At 66.1% G+C, this 18,904-nt stretch carries 15 protein-coding genes; 6 read left to right on the top strand and 9 right to left on the bottom strand.

Annotation, left to right across the window (positions count from 1 at the left end; all coding sequences use genetic code 11):
- Positions 1-316: 316 nt before the first annotated feature.
- Positions 317-2,599, bottom strand: a complete 2,283-nt coding sequence (locus QLH51_RS14850) for a hypothetical protein (RefSeq protein WP_125660745.1) — start codon at positions 2,597-2,599, stop codon at positions 317-319.
- A gap of 80 nt (positions 2,600-2,679) precedes the next feature.
- Between QLH51_RS14850 and QLH51_RS14855 the strand changes: the two genes are divergently transcribed.
- Positions 2,680-2,970: an Hpt domain-containing protein gene (locus QLH51_RS14855; protein WP_125660748.1), complete on the top strand. Its 291-nt coding sequence runs from the start codon at positions 2,680-2,682 to the stop codon at positions 2,968-2,970.
- 2 nt (positions 2,971-2,972) lie between these two features.
- On the opposite strand, the gene QLH51_RS14860 is transcribed toward QLH51_RS14855, so the two are convergent.
- The 8 genes from QLH51_RS14860 to QLH51_RS14895 form a co-directional block, all read right to left on the bottom strand.
- Entirely contained in the window at positions 2,973-4,151 is a 1,179-nt protein-coding gene (locus tag QLH51_RS14860) for a vWA domain-containing protein (RefSeq protein WP_125660751.1), read from the bottom strand.
- Positions 4,152-4,161: 10 nt separating this feature from the next.
- Positions 4,162-5,514: a hypothetical protein gene (locus QLH51_RS14865; RefSeq protein WP_125660755.1), complete on the bottom strand. Its 1,353-nt coding sequence runs from the start codon at positions 5,512-5,514 to the stop codon at positions 4,162-4,164.
- A 40-nt stretch (positions 5,515-5,554) separates the two neighbouring features.
- Positions 5,555-6,097 carry a CHAP domain-containing protein gene (locus QLH51_RS14870; RefSeq protein ID WP_125660758.1) on the bottom strand — a complete coding sequence of 181 codons (543 nt, stop codon included), beginning with the start codon at positions 6,095-6,097 and terminating at the stop codon, positions 5,555-5,557.
- Between the two features lie 103 nt (positions 6,098-6,200).
- Entirely contained in the window at positions 6,201-7,043 is an 843-nt protein-coding gene (locus tag QLH51_RS14875; RefSeq protein ID WP_125660855.1) for an AAA family ATPase, read from the bottom strand.
- 51 nt (positions 7,044-7,094) lie between these two features.
- Complete coding sequence (locus QLH51_RS14880; RefSeq protein WP_283514633.1) at positions 7,095-7,745, bottom strand: DUF6975 family protein; 651 nt, start codon at positions 7,743-7,745, stop codon at positions 7,095-7,097.
- Between the two features lie 193 nt (positions 7,746-7,938).
- Entirely contained in the window at positions 7,939-9,981 is a 2,043-nt protein-coding gene (gene rpoD / locus QLH51_RS14885; protein WP_125660765.1) for an RNA polymerase sigma factor RpoD, read from the bottom strand.
- Positions 9,982-10,145: 164 nt separating this feature from the next.
- Positions 10,146-11,951 (bottom strand): DNA primase, encoded by a 1,806-nt coding sequence (gene dnaG / locus QLH51_RS14890; protein WP_125660767.1) that lies wholly within the window; start codon positions 11,949-11,951, stop codon positions 10,146-10,148.
- 35 nt (positions 11,952-11,986) lie between these two features.
- Positions 11,987-12,439, bottom strand: coding sequence for a GatB/YqeY domain-containing protein (locus QLH51_RS14895; protein ID WP_125660770.1), 453 nt, complete (start codon positions 12,437-12,439; stop codon positions 11,987-11,989).
- 145 nt (positions 12,440-12,584) lie between these two features.
- Between QLH51_RS14895 and carA the strand changes: the two genes are divergently transcribed.
- The 5 genes from carA (at position 12,585) to QLH51_RS14920 (ending at position 18,776) form a co-directional block, all read left to right on the top strand.
- Positions 12,585-13,775, top strand: a complete 1,191-nt coding sequence (gene carA / locus QLH51_RS14900) for a glutamine-hydrolyzing carbamoyl-phosphate synthase small subunit (RefSeq protein WP_125660773.1) — start codon at positions 12,585-12,587, stop codon at positions 13,773-13,775.
- The gene (locus QLH51_RS14905; protein ID WP_125660776.1) at positions 13,772-14,227 is read left to right on the top strand and encodes a hypothetical protein; all 456 of its coding nucleotides are present in this window, start codon (positions 13,772-13,774) and stop codon (positions 14,225-14,227) included. Before carA ends, QLH51_RS14905 begins: the two co-directional genes overlap by 4 nt.
- A gap of 1 nt (position 14,228) precedes the next feature.
- Positions 14,229-17,561: a carbamoyl-phosphate synthase large subunit gene (gene carB / locus QLH51_RS14910; protein ID WP_125660779.1), complete on the top strand. Its 3,333-nt coding sequence runs from the start codon at positions 14,229-14,231 to the stop codon at positions 17,559-17,561.
- Positions 17,562-17,645: 84 nt separating this feature from the next.
- Positions 17,646-18,122 (top strand): transcription elongation factor GreA, encoded by a 477-nt coding sequence (gene greA, locus QLH51_RS14915; protein ID WP_125660859.1) that lies wholly within the window; start codon positions 17,646-17,648, stop codon positions 18,120-18,122.
- Between the two features lie 9 nt (positions 18,123-18,131).
- A complete protein-coding gene (locus QLH51_RS14920) occupies positions 18,132-18,776 on the top strand; it encodes a rhomboid family intramembrane serine protease (RefSeq protein ID WP_125660782.1) in 645 nt (214 codons plus the stop codon).
- Positions 18,777-18,904 lie beyond the last annotated feature (128 nt).

Consider the following 18,904-nt stretch of genomic DNA (forward strand, 5'->3'; position numbering starts at 1 on the left):
GGCGCCAGGACCATCGACGACCTCTGGAAAACCGTTGGCTCTATCTGCAATCTGTATGACCCCGGCGAGTGTCGCAACTACTTCACCGCCGCCGGCTATGCGCTTGATTAAACGCTCGATGCTCTAGCGGCTTTCAACGCCCTTCCTACCGTTTGCTTCGAGCGCAGGTTCGAGCATGTCGAGAACCGAAGTCGAGAAGGGGTTTCCACAAACTACCAAGTTCTCGACCGTCGCTTCTCGACAAGCTCGAAGCTGCTCGAACCGAACGGAGTGAGTGGGGGAGAGGGGACGCAGAAGGGGCGGGGCAAAGCCGTCGTCAGCTCCGCAGCCGCTCGATCGCCTGGGCGAGGACCACGTACAGCTTGCCCATGTCCGACGATAGCAGCGTCACGCCCATCGGCGATCCGTCGCGCAGGCCCAGAATCTGGCGCAGCATCGCTTCGAAATCGTGGATGTAGCGATTGACCTGATCGCGGAAGCCATCGTCCTGATCGTAGAGTGTCGCAATCTCACGGGCCTGTGCGCTGTCGATCAGGCGGACGGCGCGGCGGGTAAAGACCCCGCGATCGCCCTTCAGATACGCCGCCCACGCGGTGTCCGACACGTCGGTCGACAGCGAACGGGCGATGTCGATCGCGGCGGAGTTCATCGCCTCGATCAGGAGCGATACGCGGCGGGAGAACTGGTCGCTGTCGGCGGCCTCGCGTTCGGCACGCGCGGTGGCGATGCGGTCGTCCAGTTGCTTGCTGGTATCGGCAATGTCGAGCATCTGGCGCGACAGTCGCTCCGATGCCTGAATGGCCGAGGCGACCGCGTGATTGGCGATGGTCGACAGCTCGGCGACCTGCGCGGTCACCGCTTGATCGACCGCATTGGCCAGCGCCCGGGCGCCCTGCGTCTCGAGGTCGCGCGCCGCGTCGGGCAGCACCTTCGACAGGGTATCGCGCGCCTGCTGGCTGGCGGCTTCGGCGGTGTCGCGGATGCGCAGCATCGCTTCGGACAGGCGCGGGGCGGCATCCTCGGCAAAGCGGATCGTGGTGGCGATGGTATCGTCAACGACGGTGCGCACGCCCTCGATCCGCTCGGCGCCGCGATCGAGCGTGTCGAGCAACGACTGCTGCACGGTCGACAGCGTGTCGCGCTGCATCTCGACTACGCCGGCGATCGCCTCGATCGCGTCGTGCGTGCTTTCGGCCGCGGTGACGAGTGCCAGCAATTCGGGCTTCGATCCGGCGACGACCGCACGGCTGTCGGCAATGCGGGCATCGAGCCGGTCGAGCGCGCCCGGCAGCGTCTCGTCCATCTCGCGCGCGGCGGCATCCAGCGCGGTCAGCACGTCCTCGGCCGTCGCGATCACGCGGCGGGCGGTGTCGTCGCCATTGGCCAGCGCCTCGGCCAGCGCCTCGGCGACCTGGGTCAGCGCACCGACCGATCCGGCGACCGCCTGTGCGCGTTCGACGCCGGTGGTACGCAGCCGGTCGAACCGGTCGTCGACACCGGCCAGCCCGTCGTTGAGCAGCGCCAGCAGCGCCTCGCTGTCGCGACGGCGGTCGTCGAGCTGGCCGGCGAGGGTACGGATCGCCGTGTCGATCTGGGCGACGCGGGTGGCGAGCAGGTCGGCACCTTCGCGGCCGGCGCGTTCGATCGCCGAGCCATTGGCCTCGATCATGGCGATCGTCGCGTCGCCCTGTGCAGTGATCGCCTTGCGCGATTCGTCGATCGCGGCGGCGGCGCGTTCGAGCACCGCGTCGATCGCACCGGACATGGTGCCGATCACGCTTTCGAGACGGGCGCCGGCGCTCTCGCTGGTCGCCTCCATCCGGTTCATGTGCGCCGCCAGCCGCTGCGCGGCACCGCCGGCCAGTTCGTCGGCCTCGCGTGAGCGCTGGGCGACGACCGCCAGTTGCGCATCGAGCGCGGCGACGCGTTCGCTTGCGGTCAGGCCGGTGGTGTCGAGCAGCGCCGCCATCTCCGCCGTTTCGGCATGGGCACGCGGCAGCGAGGCCAGGACGGTCGCCAGCCGCTGTTCGGTAACGGCGCTCATCCGGTCGAGCGTGGCGGTCGTCTCGCCGATCGCCGTCACCTGATGCCGCATGTCAGTGGCGATGCCGCGCAACCGGTCGGTCGCGGCGTCGCCGAGCATCATCAGCGACGCGCTCTGGTCGACCACCTCGGCGCGCGATTCGGCCAGCGTCCGGCGAACCGATTCGAGTACCTGTTCGAGCGCCAGCGCCTCGCTACGCATCGACTGCGCCGTTGCGGCGAAGCGACGCGCCTCGCTGCGGCTGTTCCAACGCAGCAGCAGCCACAATATGCCGAGCAGCATCGGCGGCACGCACAGCGCGGCGATGAACGACGCCATGCCCACCGGGCCCAGCGCAGGCAGCGACGGCGCGCTCCACGCCAGCATCCCGCCGATCCATGCCGTTACGGCGACCCCGGCCAGTACCGGCGCGATCCAGTTACGGCGCAGCGGTTCGGGTTCGACGACCGCCTCGGCCAGCCAATGCTGTTCGTCGTGCAGATAGTCTTCGGCCGCGATCTGATCGTCGGCCTCGCGGCGGTGCTGATGCAGCCCGGTGATCGAACCCCCGTTCATGGCCCGGGGTCTATCACGATCGAATGGCAAGCGACAGCGCCGTAACGATCCGTTAACCCCGTTCGCGCTAACCGGGTGCCATGGCTTATGATCCCGGTGCGATCGATGCGACGCTGGCGGCTGCGGTAGGCGACGAACCGCAGCTGATCGCCGAACTGCGCGGCGCGTTCGTCGACAGTGCGCGACGGGTGCTGGCGACGATGGAAACGGCCGAGGCCGAACAATGGACCGGCGGGGCGTTCCGGCTGAAGGGACTGGCGGCGAGCTTCGGCGCGGTGCGGCTGATGGCGCTGGCGGCGGAAGCGGCGGCGGCCCCGGCGGGCGATCAGGCGACCTTGCGCAAGCTGCACCGCGCGGTCGACCGCTTCTGATCCTATCGCCGACGCGACAGTTCGCGCATGGCGTCGTCCAGTCCGGCCAGCGTCAGCGGATACATCCGGTCGGCGAACAGGTCGCGCACCAGCCGCGTCGACTGCGTCCACTCCCAATGCTGCTGCGGCACCGGATTGATCCACGCCGCCGAACGCCAGTGCGCCGTCATGCGTTGCAGCCAGACGGCGCCGGCCTCATCGTTATGATGCTCGACCGATCCGCCGGGCTGGACGATTTCATACGGGCTCATCGCCGCATCGCCGACCACGACCAGCCGATAATCGGCGCCATAGGTTCGCAGCAATTCGGTCGTCGCGATGCGTTCGGCGAAGCGGCGGCGATTGTCACGCCAGACGCCTTCGTAGATGCAGTTGTGGAAATAGAAGAATTCAAGCTGCCGGAATTCGGCGGTGGCGGCGGAGAACAGTTCCTCCACCCGCTCGACGAACGGGTCCATCGATCCACCGACGTCGAGGAACAGCAGCAGCTTCACCGCATTGCGCCGCTCCGGCCGCATCGCGATGTCCAGCCAGCCGCGCCGGGCGGTGCCGGCGATGGTCGCGTCGAGGTCCAGTTCATCGGCCAGCCCGTCGCGCGCGAAGCGGCGCAGCCGGCGGAGCGCAACCTTCAGGTTGCGGGTGCCGAGTTCGCGATTGCTGTCGAGGTTGCGGAACTCGCGTGCTTCCCAGACCTTTACCGCGCGCTTGTGGCGGCTCTCTCCGCCGATGCGAATCCCTTCCGGATTGTAGCCGCCATGGCCGAACGGGCTGGTGCCACCGGTACCGATCCATTTCGATCCGCCATGATGCGCCGAGTCCTGTTCGGCCAGCCGCTCGCGCAAGCGGTCCATCAACTGGTTCCAGTCGCCCGCAGCGGCGATCTCGGCCATTTCTTCCGGCGACAGATAACGTTCGGCGACGGCGCGCAGCCAGTCGGCAGGAATCCGCGCAGGCTCGACGCCAGCGGCGGCAGCGATCCCGCCAAAGACTTTGCCGAACGCACGATCGAACCGGTCGACCATCGCCTCGTCCTTGACGAAGGTGGCGCGGGCAAGGTGATAGAAGGCATCGAGCGACGGTTCGATGACGCCGCGATCGATCGCCTCGATCAGCATCAGGTGTTCGCGGATGCTGACCGGCAGTCCGACCCGGCGCAGGGCTTCGACGAACGAATGGAACATGGGAGCCGGTCTAGCGCAGTGCGGCGTACAGGCGCCAGTGCGTTCCCGACAGTCCCGCCGGGTCGCCATGTGCGATCATGCGATAGCCTTGTCCGCATCGGGTCAGCGGCGCGGGGAAGGGAGCGTCGCCATCGCGCTCGACGAAGTGGAAGCGGGCCGGCGGGCATGGGCCGTCGGCAAGGGTCAGGGCATAATGCTGTGACCGGGCGGCCGCGGTCAGGATCGCGGTCGAGCGCGGATGGTCGACCGATACGCTTGCTCCGCGCGGCGCGACGCGGGCCAGTACGGCGACGGCACGGCCGGGATCGCCGCGCAGGTTCGCGATGACCTGTGCGTCGTGCAGCACCGCGCAGAGCAGGAAAACGGCGGCGATCCCCCCGGCGATCCAGCGCCAGACGCCGCCGCGCGCCCATGCGGTCGGCAGGGCGATAGCGGCGCATAGCAGGAGCGGGGGGACGGCGACGGCATAATAGCGGACACCGCCGCTATTGGGCAGCGCGAGCAGGCCGATGGCGATCGGCAGCAGTACGACGGTCAGGAATGCCAGCGTCCACAACCGGTCGCGCCCGATCCGTGCCATCGCCGCGATCGGCAGCAGGAGCAGCGGCGCGCCGAGACTCCAGCGCCAGAGCTGGTCGAGGGCCATGCCCCATTTGCGCCAGTCGTGCGCCTCGCGATTGCCGAACTGGAAGCCGGTAGCGCTGTTCGCCGCCGCGGCCCAGGCGAGCGCGACCAGCAGCGCCGCGATGATCGCGGCGAGTGCGAACACGCGGATCGTCGCGACCGGGCTGCGGGTCCGGTCGAGCAACGCCCATAGCCCAAGGGCGACGAGGCCGAACAGCATCGTCGCCTGTGCAAGGCAGCCGAACAATGCGGCAAGCGCCAGCGCGGTCGCCGGCGACGCTCCATCCTCCGCCAGCCAGCGGTCGACCAGTCCGATCGCGACGACGAAGGCGAGCAGCATCGGCGCATAGCCGCGTGCTTCCGCGCCGTAGATCAGCAGGAAGGGCGAAATGGCGAACGCCACCGCTGCAACGACGGATGCCGCCCGATTGCGCCGTGCGGCGATCGTCGCCGCGACCGGGATCGTCGCGGTACCACTGACGATCGACAATGCGCGTTGCAGCATCGGCGGCGCGTCGGGACCGATCCATTGCAGCCACAGCGTGTTCAGATGGTGGTTGTTGTCGTGGTTGACGTGCAGCAGCACCCCCGCAGGCGTCACGCTGTCATGCGCGAAGATCGCCGACCACGCCTCGTCCAGCCACAGGCCGCCGCGCGCGGCAAGGCAGCGCAGCACCAGTCCAGCCAGCGTGATGATCGCGACGATCGCCCAAGGCGTGCCGCGTGCCCCCGTCCCCATCGCGCCGGTCTAGCCGAGGGAAGCCGACGCGGCCAAGCGCCTAGCGCGCGTAGGCGTCGATCAGCGATCCGACATAGTCGGGCGCGGCGCTGCTGAGTTGGGCGGCCGGGCGTGGGCCATAGATGAAGCCGTGGGTCGGATATTCCGAACTGCCCAGCCCCTGCGAGTCGCGATACCAGACCTTGACCCGCGTCCAGTCGCCCGCGCGCGATACGTCGAACACGGTCACGTCCTGCTCGACCCCGCCGCGCACGCCGTTGATCCGCGACCAGTTTGCGTGGGTGACCATCGCCACGCGCGGTTCGACCACGCGGCTGATTACCAGCACATGGCCAAGCGGCAGGCGCGACGTCTTTTCGAAAGCCAGTACCGCGCCGACCCGCGGCGTATGCCCGCGCGGATAGCGGCCATCGGCCTGGCCCCACCAGGTCCAGGCGTCGCCGTAGATCTGCACCCCCGAGGCGGCCCGCGCGAAGGGGACGCACTGCCCGACATAATCTAGCAGCGACCGCGCCCCGAGCGGGAAGCTGGCGGCACCGGCGAAGAGGAGGAGCAACAGGCCCCGGACAAGCGAACCGAACATGAGGCCGATTGTGGCGACCGATCGTCGCCAACCGGTTGGCGAATACGGCTAACGACCGGTTTGCGCCGGGGTTTGCCGTGTACGCAGAACGGCTTGCCGCGCGTCAGCCGTTCCGGCGGTGGAGGAAGGCGAGCCGTTCGAACAGCATCACGTCGGCCTCGTTCTTCAGCAGCGCGCCGTGCAGCGGCGGTATCGCCTTCGCCGGATCATGCGACGCCAGCACCTCCAGCGGCATGTCGTCATGGAGCAGCAGCTTGAGCCAGTCGATCAACTCGCTGGTCGACGGCTTCTTCTTCAGCCCCGGCGTGTCGCGCACCGCGAAGAACAGGTCGAGCGCGCGGTTGACCAGCAACGTCTGGATCCCCGGAAAATGCACGTCGAGGATTGCCTGCATCGTCGCGCGGTCGGGGAAGCGGATATAGTGAAAGAAACAACGGCGCAGGAACGCGTCGGGCAGTTCCTTTTCGTTGTTCGACGTGATGACCACGATCGGCCGTTCGCGGGCGGTCACCCGTTCGCCGGTTTCGTAGACGTCGAACGCCATGCGATCGAGCTCGTGCAGCAGGTCGTTGGGAAATTCGATATCCGCCTTGTCGACCTCGTCGATCAGCAGCACGGGCAGCGTCGGACTGGCGAATGCATCCCACAATTTGCCGCGCCGGATATAGTTGGCGATGTCGTGGACGCGCGGATCGCCGAGCTGACCGTCGCGCAGCCGCGCCACGGCATCATATTCGTACAGCCCCTGCTGTGCCCGGGTGGTTGATTTGACGTTCCATTCGATCAGCGGCGCACCGACCGCCCGCGCGATCTCCTGCGCCAGCACGGTCTTGCCGGTGCCGGGCTCGCCCTTCACCAGGAGCGGCCGGCGCAGCGTCACCGCGGCATTGACCGCGACCTTCAGGTCGTCGGTCGCGACATATCCATCGGTTCCCTCGAAGCGCATTGCCGTTTTGGTCGTCATGGTTGCGACGATAGGCGGGGACGGCACGGTACGCTAGCCGCGGCTTTCCGCGCGGGCGACCAGCAGGTCCCACAGCCCGCGATGCTGCGCCAGCAACTGCTGCAACCCGAAGGTCATCGCGCGTTCGACCGGGGCCTCGGCGGCGATGGCGTCGACCAGCCGCAGGGTATGGGCAGGGGAGGGCAGGGCATTGGGCAGCGTTTCCAGTCCCAGCCGGACAGCGGCGGCGTCGAGCGGGCGGCGGATCGATGGCCAGTCGAGCGTGACGCCGATCGCCGCACCCAGCGCGCAGCCCGGCCGGACCGAGCGCGATAGCAGGTCGATGGCATGACGCTGCGCCGCCAGCGCGGCTTCGGCGGCGGCCTGTCCCGGCGTGCCGGGCGGCGGGCCGGCGGCGGCCGACACGCGGATCAGATAGGCCCGCTCGTCGGCAAAGGCGGCCGCCGCCTGTTGCAGCCAGTCGCCGGCCGCCGGATGCGGATCGCAGCGCGCGGCATGGTCGACGACGCCCGGATGGCGGCCATGCAGCGAGCAGAGCTGGTGCAACGCGTCGGCGACATCGCGAAGCAGCGCGTCGGCCCGTGCCAGCCGGATCGGCGCATCGTGCCCTGCGCTGCCGTCGGCCAGAACGATCCGCGACAGCCGTTCCGCCGCGCCGCAACCATCCGTCTTCGCAATCGCCACTATCAACCGCCGGCTCCCATGATCGTGCCCGGGCGCCGCCCGTTCGATCATCGGTATGACGGCAATAGATAACCCAAGCGCGTAGGAACAGGGTTGCCGCGGATTTAACCGCGATGACCAAGCAGTTACGCGGTTCGAAACCGTCCCGAAACGAACCGCCCCGGTGCTTTGGTAAGCACCGGGGCGGGCTGGATCACTGGTCGAGGAAGGAGCGCATCTTGCGGCTGCGGCTCGGATGTTTGAGCTTTCGCAACGCCTTCGCCTCGATCTGGCGGATACGTTCGCGCGTCACGCTGAACTGTTGGCCGACCTCTTCCAGCGTGTGATCGGTGTTCATGCCGATGCCGAAGCGCATGCGCAGCACCCGTTCCTCGCGCGGAGTCAGGCTGGCGAGGACGCGGGTGACCGTTTCCTTCAAATTCGCCTGGATCGCGGCGTCGACCGGGATGATCGCGTTCTTGTCCTCGATGAAGTCGCCCAGATGCGAATCCTCCTCGTCGCCGATCGGCGTTTCGAGGCTGATCGGCTCCTTGGCGATCTTCATCACCTTGCGAACCTTCTCCAGCGGCATGGAAAGGCGTTCGGCCATTTCCTCCGGCGTCGGTTCGCGGCCCTGTTCGTGCAGGAACTGGCGGCTGGTGCGGACCAGCTTGTTGATCGTCTCGATCATGTGGACCGGGATACGAATGGTCCGCGCCTGATCGGCGATCGAGCGGGTGATCGCCTGCCGGATCCACCACGTCGCATAGGTGCTGAACTTGTAGCCGCGGCGATACTCGAACTTGTCGACCGCCTTCATCAGGCCGATGTTGCCCTCCTGGATCAGGTCGAGGAACTGCAGCCCGCGGTTGGTGTACTTCTTGGCGATCGAGATGACGAGCCGCAGGTTCGCCTCGACCATTTCCTTCTTGGCGATCCGCGCCTCGCGCTCGCCCTTCTGCACCATGTTGACGATGCGGCGGAACTCGCCCAGCGCCATGCCGGTCTGCTGCGCGATCTCGGCGATTTCGGTGCGGATACGGTCGACGGCGGCGCCTTCGTTCTCGACGAACGCCTTCCACTTCTTGTCGATCGTCGCGACCGACGACAGCCATTGTTCGTCCAGCTCATGGTCGACATAGCTGTCGAGGAACGCCTTGCGCGGTACCTTGTGGCGCTCGGCCAGACGCAGCATCTGACCGCCCAGCGCGGTCAGGCGCCGGTTATAGGCATAGAGCTGGTCGACGAGATACTCGATCTTCGCCTGATGGAACTGGACGCTCTCGACCTCGGCGGTCAGGTCCTCGCGCAGCTTCTGGTACTTGCGTTCCTCGGCAGTACTCAGGCCATCCCCGGTCGCCATGGCGTCGAGCCGCTGCGACTGCATCTTCGAGAATTTCTTGAAGATGGCAGTGATGCTGGCAAACTTCTCCAAAGCCTGCGGCTTGAGCTGTTCTTCCATCTGCGCAAGGCTGAGGGTGTTGTCCTCGTCATCGTCGTCGCTGGGACGCGGAGCACGGCGTTCGCCGCCTTCCTCGTCCTCGTCGACCGACGCTTCCTCGGGCTCTTCCTCTTCCTTGAACGCCGGACCGGCATTCTTGGCGGAAATCTCGCCATTGTCGTCGGCATCCTCGTCGTCGGACAACGACTCAGGCGCCGGGTCCTTCGACAGCATTGCGTCGAGATCGAGAATCTCGCGCAGCTGCATCGTGCCTTCGTTGAGCGCGGTCGACCAGCCGATGATCGCGTTGAACGTGATCGGCGATTCGCACAGGCCGAAAATCATCGTGTCGCGACCGGCCTCGATCCGCTTGGCGATGGCGATCTCGCCCTCGCGGCTCAGCAGCTCGACCGCGCCCATCTCGCGCAGGTACATCCGCACCGGATCGTCGGTGCGGTCGACCGTTTCCTTCTTCTTTACGGGCTCGAACGCGGCGGCGGCATCGTCCTGGTCGGTCGTGGTCTCGTCGTCGCCGTCCTCGTCCTGCTTGGCGCGCTCGTCGCCTTCGCCGTCCTCGCCCGCGTCCTCGTTCTCGACGACGTTGACGCCCATGTCGTTCAGCGCCGACATGATGTCCTCGATCTGCTCCGAGGTCATCTGATCCTGCGGCAGCATCTCGTTCAGCTGGTCAACGGTGATGTAGCCGCGCTTCTTCGCACGGGCGACCAGCTTCTTGATCGACCCTTCGTTCAGGTCGATCAGCGGCGCGTCGCCGGTATCGATCGTGTCGTCGCCGCCACCATTCGCCTTGGCCATCAATAACCCTCAAACAAAATCACGCAGCGCGTCGTTCGCGCCATTTTACCCGTCGTCTTCGTCCGAGCCCGCGCGTTTTGCAAGCCAAGAGCGTGCAATGATCGGGGCGACAATGGATTCGGGGCAATTCTATGGCGGCGATATGGGTAGCACCCGGACGGGGATCAAGCGGCCTCGTCCAGTTCCTCCATCCAGTCGCGGATACGCGCATGGACCGCCGCATGGTCCGAACGCGCCTGCTGATAGGCGGCGAAGGTATGTTCGGTCGTGTCCTGCCGACAGCGTTCCGCTGCCGCGTTTTCGGCACGGCGGCATGCCTGTTCGTCGACCAGGATCTGGATCACGCGCAGCAGGTCGGTTTCGGCGACCGCGGGCTCGACACCACGCATCCAGAAGCTGAAGGCGAGGTCGGTTTCCTTGTTCCGCCGCGCCATGTCGACCAGCTGCCGGTCGGCCGCGATCGTGTCCGTCAGCAGGCTCTCGGTCAGGTCGCTGCGATAGATGGCAAGGTCGATCAGGTGGTTGCGCCAGCGCATCAGCTGCTGGTTCGTGATCGGCAACTGCGCGATCAGCTCGCAGTGGCGGGTCAGCACGTCGACATGCTGCATCAGCCCCATGAGCACCGCGCGCTGGAAGGCGAAGACGAGATCGACCTCCTTGACGTCCGCCGCCGCCGCCATGTCGTTGGCGACGATGCGCAGGCGGCGGTCCTTCGCACCGAACAGCGCGAAGAACTGGTCCTTGAAGGTGCGGAAATATTCGCGGCGGATGCCTTCGTGCGTGATCGTCCCGGCGAGGCGGGCGAGTTCGTGTTCGAACGCGGCGCGTTCGTCGGGGCCGGCGCCCGGCGGCAACGTCGCCAGTTCCAGCCGCCACAGGAAATCGGACAGCGATTCGCGGCGGGCCAGCAAGTCCTCGAACGCCTGCGGCCCTTCGGCGCGTACCAGATCGTCGGGGTCCATGCCGTCGGGAATGGTGACGATCGCGATGCTCTTGCCCGGTTGCAGCAGCGGCAGCGCGCGTTCGGCGGCGCGGCGCGCGGCCTTGATTCCCGCCGCGTCGCCGTCGAAGCACAGGATGGGCACGTCGGCCATCCGCCACAGCCGTTCGAGCTGATGCTCGGTCAGCGCGGTGCCGAGCGGGGCCACGACCTCGTCGAAACCGGCCTGCGCCAGCGCGATGACGTCCATATAGCCTTCGACCGCGATGACCCGCTTCGCCTTGCGCGCGGCGGTCTGTGCCCGATCGATGTTGTAGAGGGTGCGCCCCTTGTCGAACAATGGGGTCTCGGGCGAGTTCAGATACTTGGGCTCGCCATCGCCGAGGATGCGGCCGCCGAAGGCGATGGTGCGGCCGCGGGCGTCGCGGATGGGGATCATCAACCGTCCGCGGAACCGGTCGTAGGGGTCCTTGCCCTCGACCGAGATCAGCATGCCCGATTCGACCAGCATCGGATCGCCATAGGACGCCAACGCCGCCTTCAACCGGCCGCGCGCATCGGGGGCGAAGCCCATGCCGAACGCGCGCGCCGTTTCGGGCTTGATCCCGCGTTTCGCCAGCGCGTCGCGGGCAATGCCGCCTTCGTCGCCCAGCCGGTCGGCGAACCATGTCTGCGCATCCGCCATCAACTCGTGCAGGCCCTTGGCGCGCTCGGCCTGCCGGGCGGAGCGCGCGTCCTGTGCGGGCATTTCCATGCCGGCGGCGGCGGCCAGTTCCTTAACCGCGTCGATGAAGGGCAGGCCACGCTGGTCGGTCATCCAGCGGATGGCATCGCCATGCGCGCCGCAGCCGAAGCAGTGGTAGAAGCCCTTGTCGTCATTGACCCAGAAGCTGGGCGTCTTCTCGGTATGGAACGGGCAGCAGGCCTTGTGCTCGTTGCCCGAGCGCTGGAGCTTGACCGACTTGCCGACCAGCGCCGACAGCGTCGTGCGGGTGCGCAACTCGTCGAGGAACTGGGGGGATAGGGTCATGGCTTCCTGTGTCTCGGGCGCCCGCTACCGGCCGGTCAGCTTAGCGCCGACTTCACCGCGGCGCTAGCCTTGCTCATGTCGAGTTCGCTGCCGTGGCGGCTCTTCAGTTCGGCCATGACGCGGCCCATGTCCTTCATGCCCGAGGCACCCAGATCGGCCTTGATCGCCTCGATCGCGGCGGCGGTGTGCGCATCGTCCATCTGGGCGGGCAGGAAGCGTTCGATGACGGTCACTTCGCGTGCCTCGGCGGCGGCGAGTTCGGGGCGGTTGCCCTTTTCGTACATCTCGATCGATTCCCGGCGCTGCTTGACCATCTTCTGCAGAACTTCGACCACCAGCGCGTCGTCGCTGTCGGGCGCCTTGCCGGTGCGCGCCTCGATATCACGGTTCTTGATCGACGACTGGATCAGGCGGATCGTGGCGGTCGTTTCCTTGTCCCCGCCCTTCATGGCGGTGACCAGCGCGTCCTTGATGGTGTCGCGAATCATGGCGGTTCCGATATCGTTCGTTTGGAGAAGCGAATGGTCATAGCCGCAATCGGCGGGCGATCACAGGATTGACGCAAGCGTCCCATGCCACTAGCCGCCACGGCTTAGCGACATCATCAGATTTACCCAGGAGTGCCCGCCCATCATGGCCGACGCCAAGCCATTCGCCATGCCCGACGGAGCTACGGGTGTTCTGGTCCTTGCCAATGGCGACGTGCTGTGGGGCCGTGGCTTCGGTGCGCAAGGCGCGGCGGTGGGCGAGGTGTGCTTCCACACCGCCATGACCGGCTATCAGGAAATCATGACCGATCCGTCCTTCGCCGGACAGATCATCAACTTCACCTTTCCCCACATCGGCAACACCGGCACCAACGTCGACGATGTCGAGGCCAACGACCCCCATGCGCTGGGCATGATCGTCCGCGAGGACGTGACCGCACCGTCCAACTTCCGCTCCAGCGAGCATCTGGACGCATGGATGGCGCGGCACAACCGGATCGGGCTGGCGGGGATCGATACGCGGGCGCTGACGCGCCGCGTCCGGCAGGGCGGGGCGCCGAACGGGGTGATCGCGCACTCGGCAAGCGGCGAGTTCGATATCCCGGCGTTGCTGGAGCGGGCGCAGGCGTGGCCGGGGCTGGAGGGCATGGATCTGGCCCGGACCGTGTCGTGCGAGACGCATTACGGATGGCAGGGTGGCGCATGGCATCTGGGCAAGGGCTATGACGACAGCACTGGCGCCGAAATTGGCGAAGCTGCCGCGCAAGCTCCATCGCGTCCGCGCGTCGTAGCGATCGATTATGGCAGCAAACGCAATATCTTCCGCAACCTTGTTCACGCGGGTGCCGAAGTAACCGTGCTACCCGCCACCGCGACCTATGACGAGGTCATGGCGGCGAACCCCGACGGCATCTTCCTGTCGAACGGTCCGGGCGATCCCGCCGCGACCGGCGAATATGCGGTGCCGGTGATCCGCAAGCTGCTGGAGACCGGCAAGCCGCTGTTCGGCATCTGTCTGGGCCACCAACTCCTCGGACTCGCGGTGGGAGCGACCACGACCAAGATGCATCAGGGGCATCGCGGCGCGAACCATCCGGTCAAGCGGCTGTCGGACGGCGCGGTCGAGATCACCAGCATGAACCACGGCTTCGCAGTCGAGCGCGACAGCCTGCCGGCGAATGTCCGCGAGACGCATGTGTCGCTGTTCGACGGGTCGAACGCCGGCATCGAAGTTGACGGTGGCCGCGCGTTTTCGGTCCAGTATCACCCCGAGGCATCGCCGGGACCGCAGGACAGCTTCTACCTGTTCGAGCGGTTCGTGGGGATGATGCGGTGAAAGTAGTACTTTCGCTCATGTTGGCTTTCGGGACTGTTGCTTGCTCTCGTGAAGAGACTGCGGACGAAATTTACGAACGGCGTCTCGCCGAGATCCGTAGTAATGCGATGCACGAACGAATTGCAGAAATGGAAGCTCGTGAGAGCGGTAGATTGCCGGTTAATACGGATCAACGGAATGACCCTGAGCACTTGATTTCAACACTATCTACGCAGCAGGCAGAAGATATTGCTCTAGCAGTAAATTTGTCTGGAAACCTGTGCGGAAGGTTCGTTGGTGCAGTACCTGCCGGATCAATGATCTTAGTGGAATGTCAAGAATACCGGAAAAAGCCCGGTCATTACGTCCGCTATTGGGTGCGCGGGTTGGGTGAAAATCAGAATATGCAGATTGAGAAAGCTTTCGTCCTGGACGGAAAAAGCTGGACCTCCGTAAATACGCGAGCAAAGTAACATGCCAAAACGCACTGACATTTCGTCCATCCTCGTCATCGGCGCGGGGCCGATCGTCATCGGGCAGGCTTGCGAGTTCGATTATTCGGGCGTGCAGGCGATCAAGGCGTTGAAGGAGGAGGGCTATCGCATCGTCCTCGTCAATTCCAACCCCGCGACGATCATGACCGATCCGGAACTGGCCGACGCGACCTATGTCGAGCCGATCACGCCCGCGATCGTCGCCAAGATCATCGAGAAGGAGCGGCCCGACGCCGTCCTGCCGACGATGGGCGGGCAGACCGCCCTGAACACCGCGCTGGCGCTGGCCAACGACGGCACGCTCGAAAAGTTCGGCGTGACGATGATCGGTGCGGACGCCGAGGCGATCGACAAGGCCGAGGACCGTCAGAAGTTCAAGGTCGCGATGGACAGGATCGGCCTCGAATCCGCGCGCAGCCATATCGCGCACAGCGAGGCGGAGGCGCTGGCGGGGCTGGCGCATGTCGGGCTGCCCGCGATCATCCGCCCGTCGTTCACGCTGGGCGGGACCGGTGGCGGTGTCGCTTATAATCGCGACGAATTCCTGAAGATCGTCCGTGAAGGGCTGGACGCGTCGCCGACCACCGAGGTGCTGATCGAGGAATCGCTGCTCGGGTGGAAGGAATATGAGATGGAGGTCGTCCGCGATCGCGCGGACAATGCCATCATCGTGTGTTCGATCGAGAATATCGATCCGATGGGGGTCCATACCGGCGATTCGATCACCGTCGCGCCGGCGCTGACGCTGACCGACAAGGAATATCAGATCATGCGTAACGCATCGATCGCGGTCCTGCGCGAAATCGGTGTGGAAACAGGGGGTTCGAACGTACAGTTCGCGGTCAATCCGAAGGACGGCCGCCTGATCGTCATCGAGATGAACCCGCGCGTGTCGCGTTCATCCGCGCTGGCGTCGAAGGCGACGGGCTTCCCGATCGCGAAGGTCGCCGCCAAGCTGGCGGTGGGATATACGCTGGACGAGATCGACAACGACATCACCGGCGCGACGCCGGCATCGTTCGAACCGACGATCGACTATGTCGTCACCAAGATCCCGCGCTTCGCCTTCGAAAAGTTCAAGGGGTCGCAGGCGGTGCTGTCGACCGCGATGAAGTCGGTCGGCGAGGTCATGGCGATTGGCCGCAACATCCACGAATCGATGCAGAAGGCGCTGCGGGGGCTGGAGACGGGCCTGTCGGGCTTCAACAATGTCGAGCGGCTGGCCGGGGCGCCGCGCGCCGAGATCGAGGCGGCGCTGGCCGTCGCGACGCCGGACCGGCTGCTGGTGGCCGCGCAGGCGCTGCGCGAAGGCTTCACCGTCGCCGAAGTCCACGCGATCGCCAAATATGATCCCTGGTTCCTCGAACGGATCGCGGAGATCGTCGCGGCGGAGACCGAAGTCTGCACCAACGGCCTGCCCCAGGACGCGGCCGGCATGCGCAAGCTCAAGTCGATGGGCTTTTCCGACAAGCGGCTGGCGTGGCTGGCGCTGCAATCGGCCAATCTGCGCGGCATGGAGCGCGGCATCGCCCGTGGATCGGGCCTGATTCACGAGGTCGTCAAGATGATGACCGGCGGCGTGACCGAGGACGAGGTGCGCCAGCATCGGCACAAGCTGGGCGTGCGGCCGGTGTTCAAGCGGATCGACACCTGCGCCGCCGAGTTCGAGGCGAAGACGCCCTACATGTATTCGACCTACGAGGCGCCGACCTTCGGCGAGCCCGAGGACGAGAGCGTGCCGTCGGACCGGCGCAAGATCGTCATCCTGGGCGGCGGACCGAACCGGATCGGGCAGGGGATCGAATTCGATTACTGCTGCTGCCATGCCTGCTTCGCGCTGAGTGACGCCGGCTATGAAACGATCATGGTCAACTGCAACCCGGAGACGGTCAGCACCGATTACGACACGTCCGACCGGCTGTATTTCGAGCCGCTGACCGCCGAGGACGTGCTGGAAATCCTGCATGTCGAGGCGTCGAAGGGCGAACTGGTCGGGGTGATCGTGCAGTTCGGCGGGCAGACGCCGCTGAACCTTGCCCGCGCGCTGGAGGCTGCGGGTATCCCGATCCTCGGCACCACGCCGGATTCGATCGACCTCGCCGAGGATCGCGAGCGCTTCGCTGATCTGGTCACTTCGCTGGGGCTGTTGCAGCCGGCCAATGGCCTGGCGCGTAGCCGCGACGAGGCGGCGGTGATCGCCGAGCGGATCGGCTATCCGGTGCTGATGCGGCCCAGCTATGTGCTGGGCGGGCGGGCGATGGAGATCGTCGATTCGCTGCAGCAGCTCGACGACTATATCCAGACCGCGGTGCAGGTGTCGGGGGACAGCCCGGTGCTGATCGACCAGTATCTGCGCGACGCGATCGAGGTCGATGTCGATGCGATCGCCGATGGCGACGACGTCGTCGTGGCGGGCGTGTTGCAGCATATCGAGGAAGCGGGCGTCCATTCGGGCGACAGCGCATGTTCGATGCCGCCGCATTCGCTGTCGGCCGAAACGATCGCCGAGATCGAGCGGCAGACGGTGGCGCTGGCAAGGGCGCTGAACGTCAAGGGCCTGATGAACATCCAGTTCGCGGTCAAGGACGGCAATGTCTACCTGATCGAGGTCAATCCGCGCGCCAGCCGCACGGTGCCGTTCGTCGCCAAGGCGATCGGCACGCCCGTCGCCAAGATCGCGGCGCGGGTGATGGCGGGCGAGAAGCTGGCCACGCTGCCGGTGATCGACCGCAACATCGGCCATGTCGCGGTGAAGGAGGCGGTATTCCCATGGGGGCGCTTTCCCGGGGTCGATCCGGTGCTGTCACCCGAAATGAAGTCGACCGGCGAAGTCATGGGAATCGATAGCGATTTTGCCACCGCGTTCGCTAAGGCGCAGCTGGGCGCCAGCATCGTCCTGCCCGAGAGCGGCACGGTGTTCGTATCGGTGAAGCATGGCGACAAGCCGGTCATCCTGCCGGGCGTACAGCTGCTGGTGGAGATGGGGTTCCGGATCGTCGCGACCAGCGGGACCGCCGATTACCTTGCGGAGAACGGCGTGCCGGTCGAGCGGGTGAACAAGGTGGCGCAGGGGCGGCCGCATATCGTCGACCGGATCTTCGACGGCGACATCGCGATGATCTTCAACACGACCGAGGGGTGGCAGTCGCTCAAGGATTCGGAATCGATCCGCGCGTCGGCCCAGTTGCAGAAGGTGCCGTATTTCACGACGGCCCCGGCCAGCGTCGCGGTGGCGCAGGCCATTCAGGCGCTGGCGGCCCGGTCCCTTGAAGTGCGGCCGTTGCAGTCCTATTATTCGCAATCGCACAACTGATCCCCATCAGCATCATGTTGCGAGCGGGCGGACCGGTGGTCCGTCCGTTCGAAGGGGGCAATGACAAAAGGGACGCGCGGCGCGATGGCGACGGTCGAAAAGATGCCGATGTTGCAGGAGGGCTATGACCGCCTGACGGTGCACCTCAAGCAACTGAAGGTCGAACGACCGCAGATCATCGACGCGATCGAGGAAGCCCGCGCGCACGGCGATCTGTCGGAAAACGCCGAATATCATGCGGCGAAGGAACGGCAGGGCCAGATCGAGGCGTCGATCGCCGATATCGAGGACAAGCTGTCGCGTGCGCAGGTGATCGACCCGCGCGACCTGTCGGGCGACAAGGTCGTGTTCGGCGCGACCGTCACGCTGCTCGACGAGGACGACAAGACGGTGGTCTACCAGATCGTCGGCCAGACCGAGGCGGACGCGAAGTCGGGCCGCATTTCGTACAATTCGCCGATGGGCCGTGCGCTGATCGGGCGCAAGGTCGACGACGATGTCGAGGTGACGGTGCCGTCGGGCGACCGATACTACCAGATATCGAAGATCGAATTCATCTAGGAACCCTCCATGTTCGAACGGCGTCCGTCCCCCGCGATCCTCGCGATCGGCGGACTGATCGCGCTTGTCGGCGCGGTGCTGATCCTGACGGGTTGGGTCGATCTGGCCGCCGGGCTGGGCGGGTTCATTCCGCTGCGCGTCGGGGCCGATGCGGGCGGACCGGACGTGCCGGTCTGGCTGACGCCGCTTACCGCCATGCTGATCCATGACGGGTGGCTGCATCTGGGCTTCAACCTCCTGACCCTCGCCATCGTCGGTACGCCGACGCAGCGCGCGGTGGGACTGCGCGGGGTGCTGGTGCTGCTGCTGGTCGGGGCCTATGCGGCGGTCGCGGCGCAGTGGGCGGTCGACCCGACCTCGCCCGTGCCGATGATCGGGGCGAGCGGGGCGATCTCGGCGCTGATCGGTGCCTATGCGCTGTTGTTCGGCAGCGGACGGGCCAGGGCGATCGGGCCGGTGCCTGCGCATGTCGTCCATGCAGTATGGCTGGGGGTGAGCTGGACGTTGTTCAACATGGCGATCGGTTGGGCGAGCGCCGGGGGCGGCATGCCGATCGCGGGGGCGGCGCATGCCGGCGGGTTTGTCGCGGGTATGGTGCTGCTGCGGCCGCTGTTGCGGTGGCGCTGGGGCGGGGGGCGAGTCGCCGCGGAGTAGGGCGTCTCAGCCTTTTTTATTCCGATCCGTTTGCTTCGAGCGTAGGTTCGAGCCTGTCGAGAACCGTAGTCGAGAAGTGGGTGCCCCAAACGGGACGTTCTCGACGAACGCTTCCCGACTTTCGCTCG

Origin of the sequence: Sphingomonas sp. 2R-10, from assembly GCF_030062225.1 — a bacterium.
GTDB lineage: Bacteria > Pseudomonadota > Alphaproteobacteria > Sphingomonadales > Sphingomonadaceae > Sphingomonas.

Bases quoted from the DNA above. Each gene is read 5' to 3' on its own strand.
- QLH51_RS14865 (WP_125660755.1), bottom strand. From the start codon at position 5,514: ATGGGGACGGGGGCACGCGGCACGCCTTGGGCGATCGTCGCGATCATC.
- QLH51_RS14855 (WP_125660748.1), top strand. From the start codon at position 2,680: ATGGCTTATGATCCCGGTGCGATCGATGCGACGCTGGCGGCTGCGGTA.
- rpoD (WP_125660765.1), bottom strand. From the start codon at position 9,981: ATGGCCAAGGCGAATGGTGGCGGCGACGACACGATCGATACCGGCGAC.
- greA (WP_125660859.1), top strand. From the start codon at position 17,646: ATGGCGACGGTCGAAAAGATGCCGATGTTGCAGGAGGGCTATGACCGC.
- QLH51_RS14870 (WP_125660758.1), bottom strand. From the start codon at position 6,097: ATGTTCGGTTCGCTTGTCCGGGGCCTGTTGCTCCTCCTCTTCGCCGGT.
- carB (WP_125660779.1), top strand. From the start codon at position 14,229: ATGCCAAAACGCACTGACATTTCGTCCATCCTCGTCATCGGCGCGGGG.
- QLH51_RS14920 (WP_125660782.1), top strand. From the start codon at position 18,132: ATGTTCGAACGGCGTCCGTCCCCCGCGATCCTCGCGATCGGCGGACTG.
- carA (WP_125660773.1), top strand. From the start codon at position 12,585: ATGGCCGACGCCAAGCCATTCGCCATGCCCGACGGAGCTACGGGTGTT.
- QLH51_RS14860 (WP_125660751.1), bottom strand. From the start codon at position 4,151: ATGTTCCATTCGTTCGTCGAAGCCCTGCGCCGGGTCGGACTGCCGGTC.
- QLH51_RS14875 (WP_125660855.1), bottom strand. From the start codon at position 7,043: ATGCGCTTCGAGGGAACCGATGGATATGTCGCGACCGACGACCTGAAG.
- dnaG (WP_125660767.1), bottom strand. From the start codon at position 11,951: ATGACCCTATCCCCCCAGTTCCTCGACGAGTTGCGCACCCGCACGACG.
- QLH51_RS14850 (WP_125660745.1), bottom strand. From the start codon at position 2,599: ATGAACGGGGGTTCGATCACCGGGCTGCATCAGCACCGCCGCGAGGCC.
- QLH51_RS14895 (WP_125660770.1), bottom strand. From the start codon at position 12,439: ATGATTCGCGACACCATCAAGGACGCGCTGGTCACCGCCATGAAGGGC.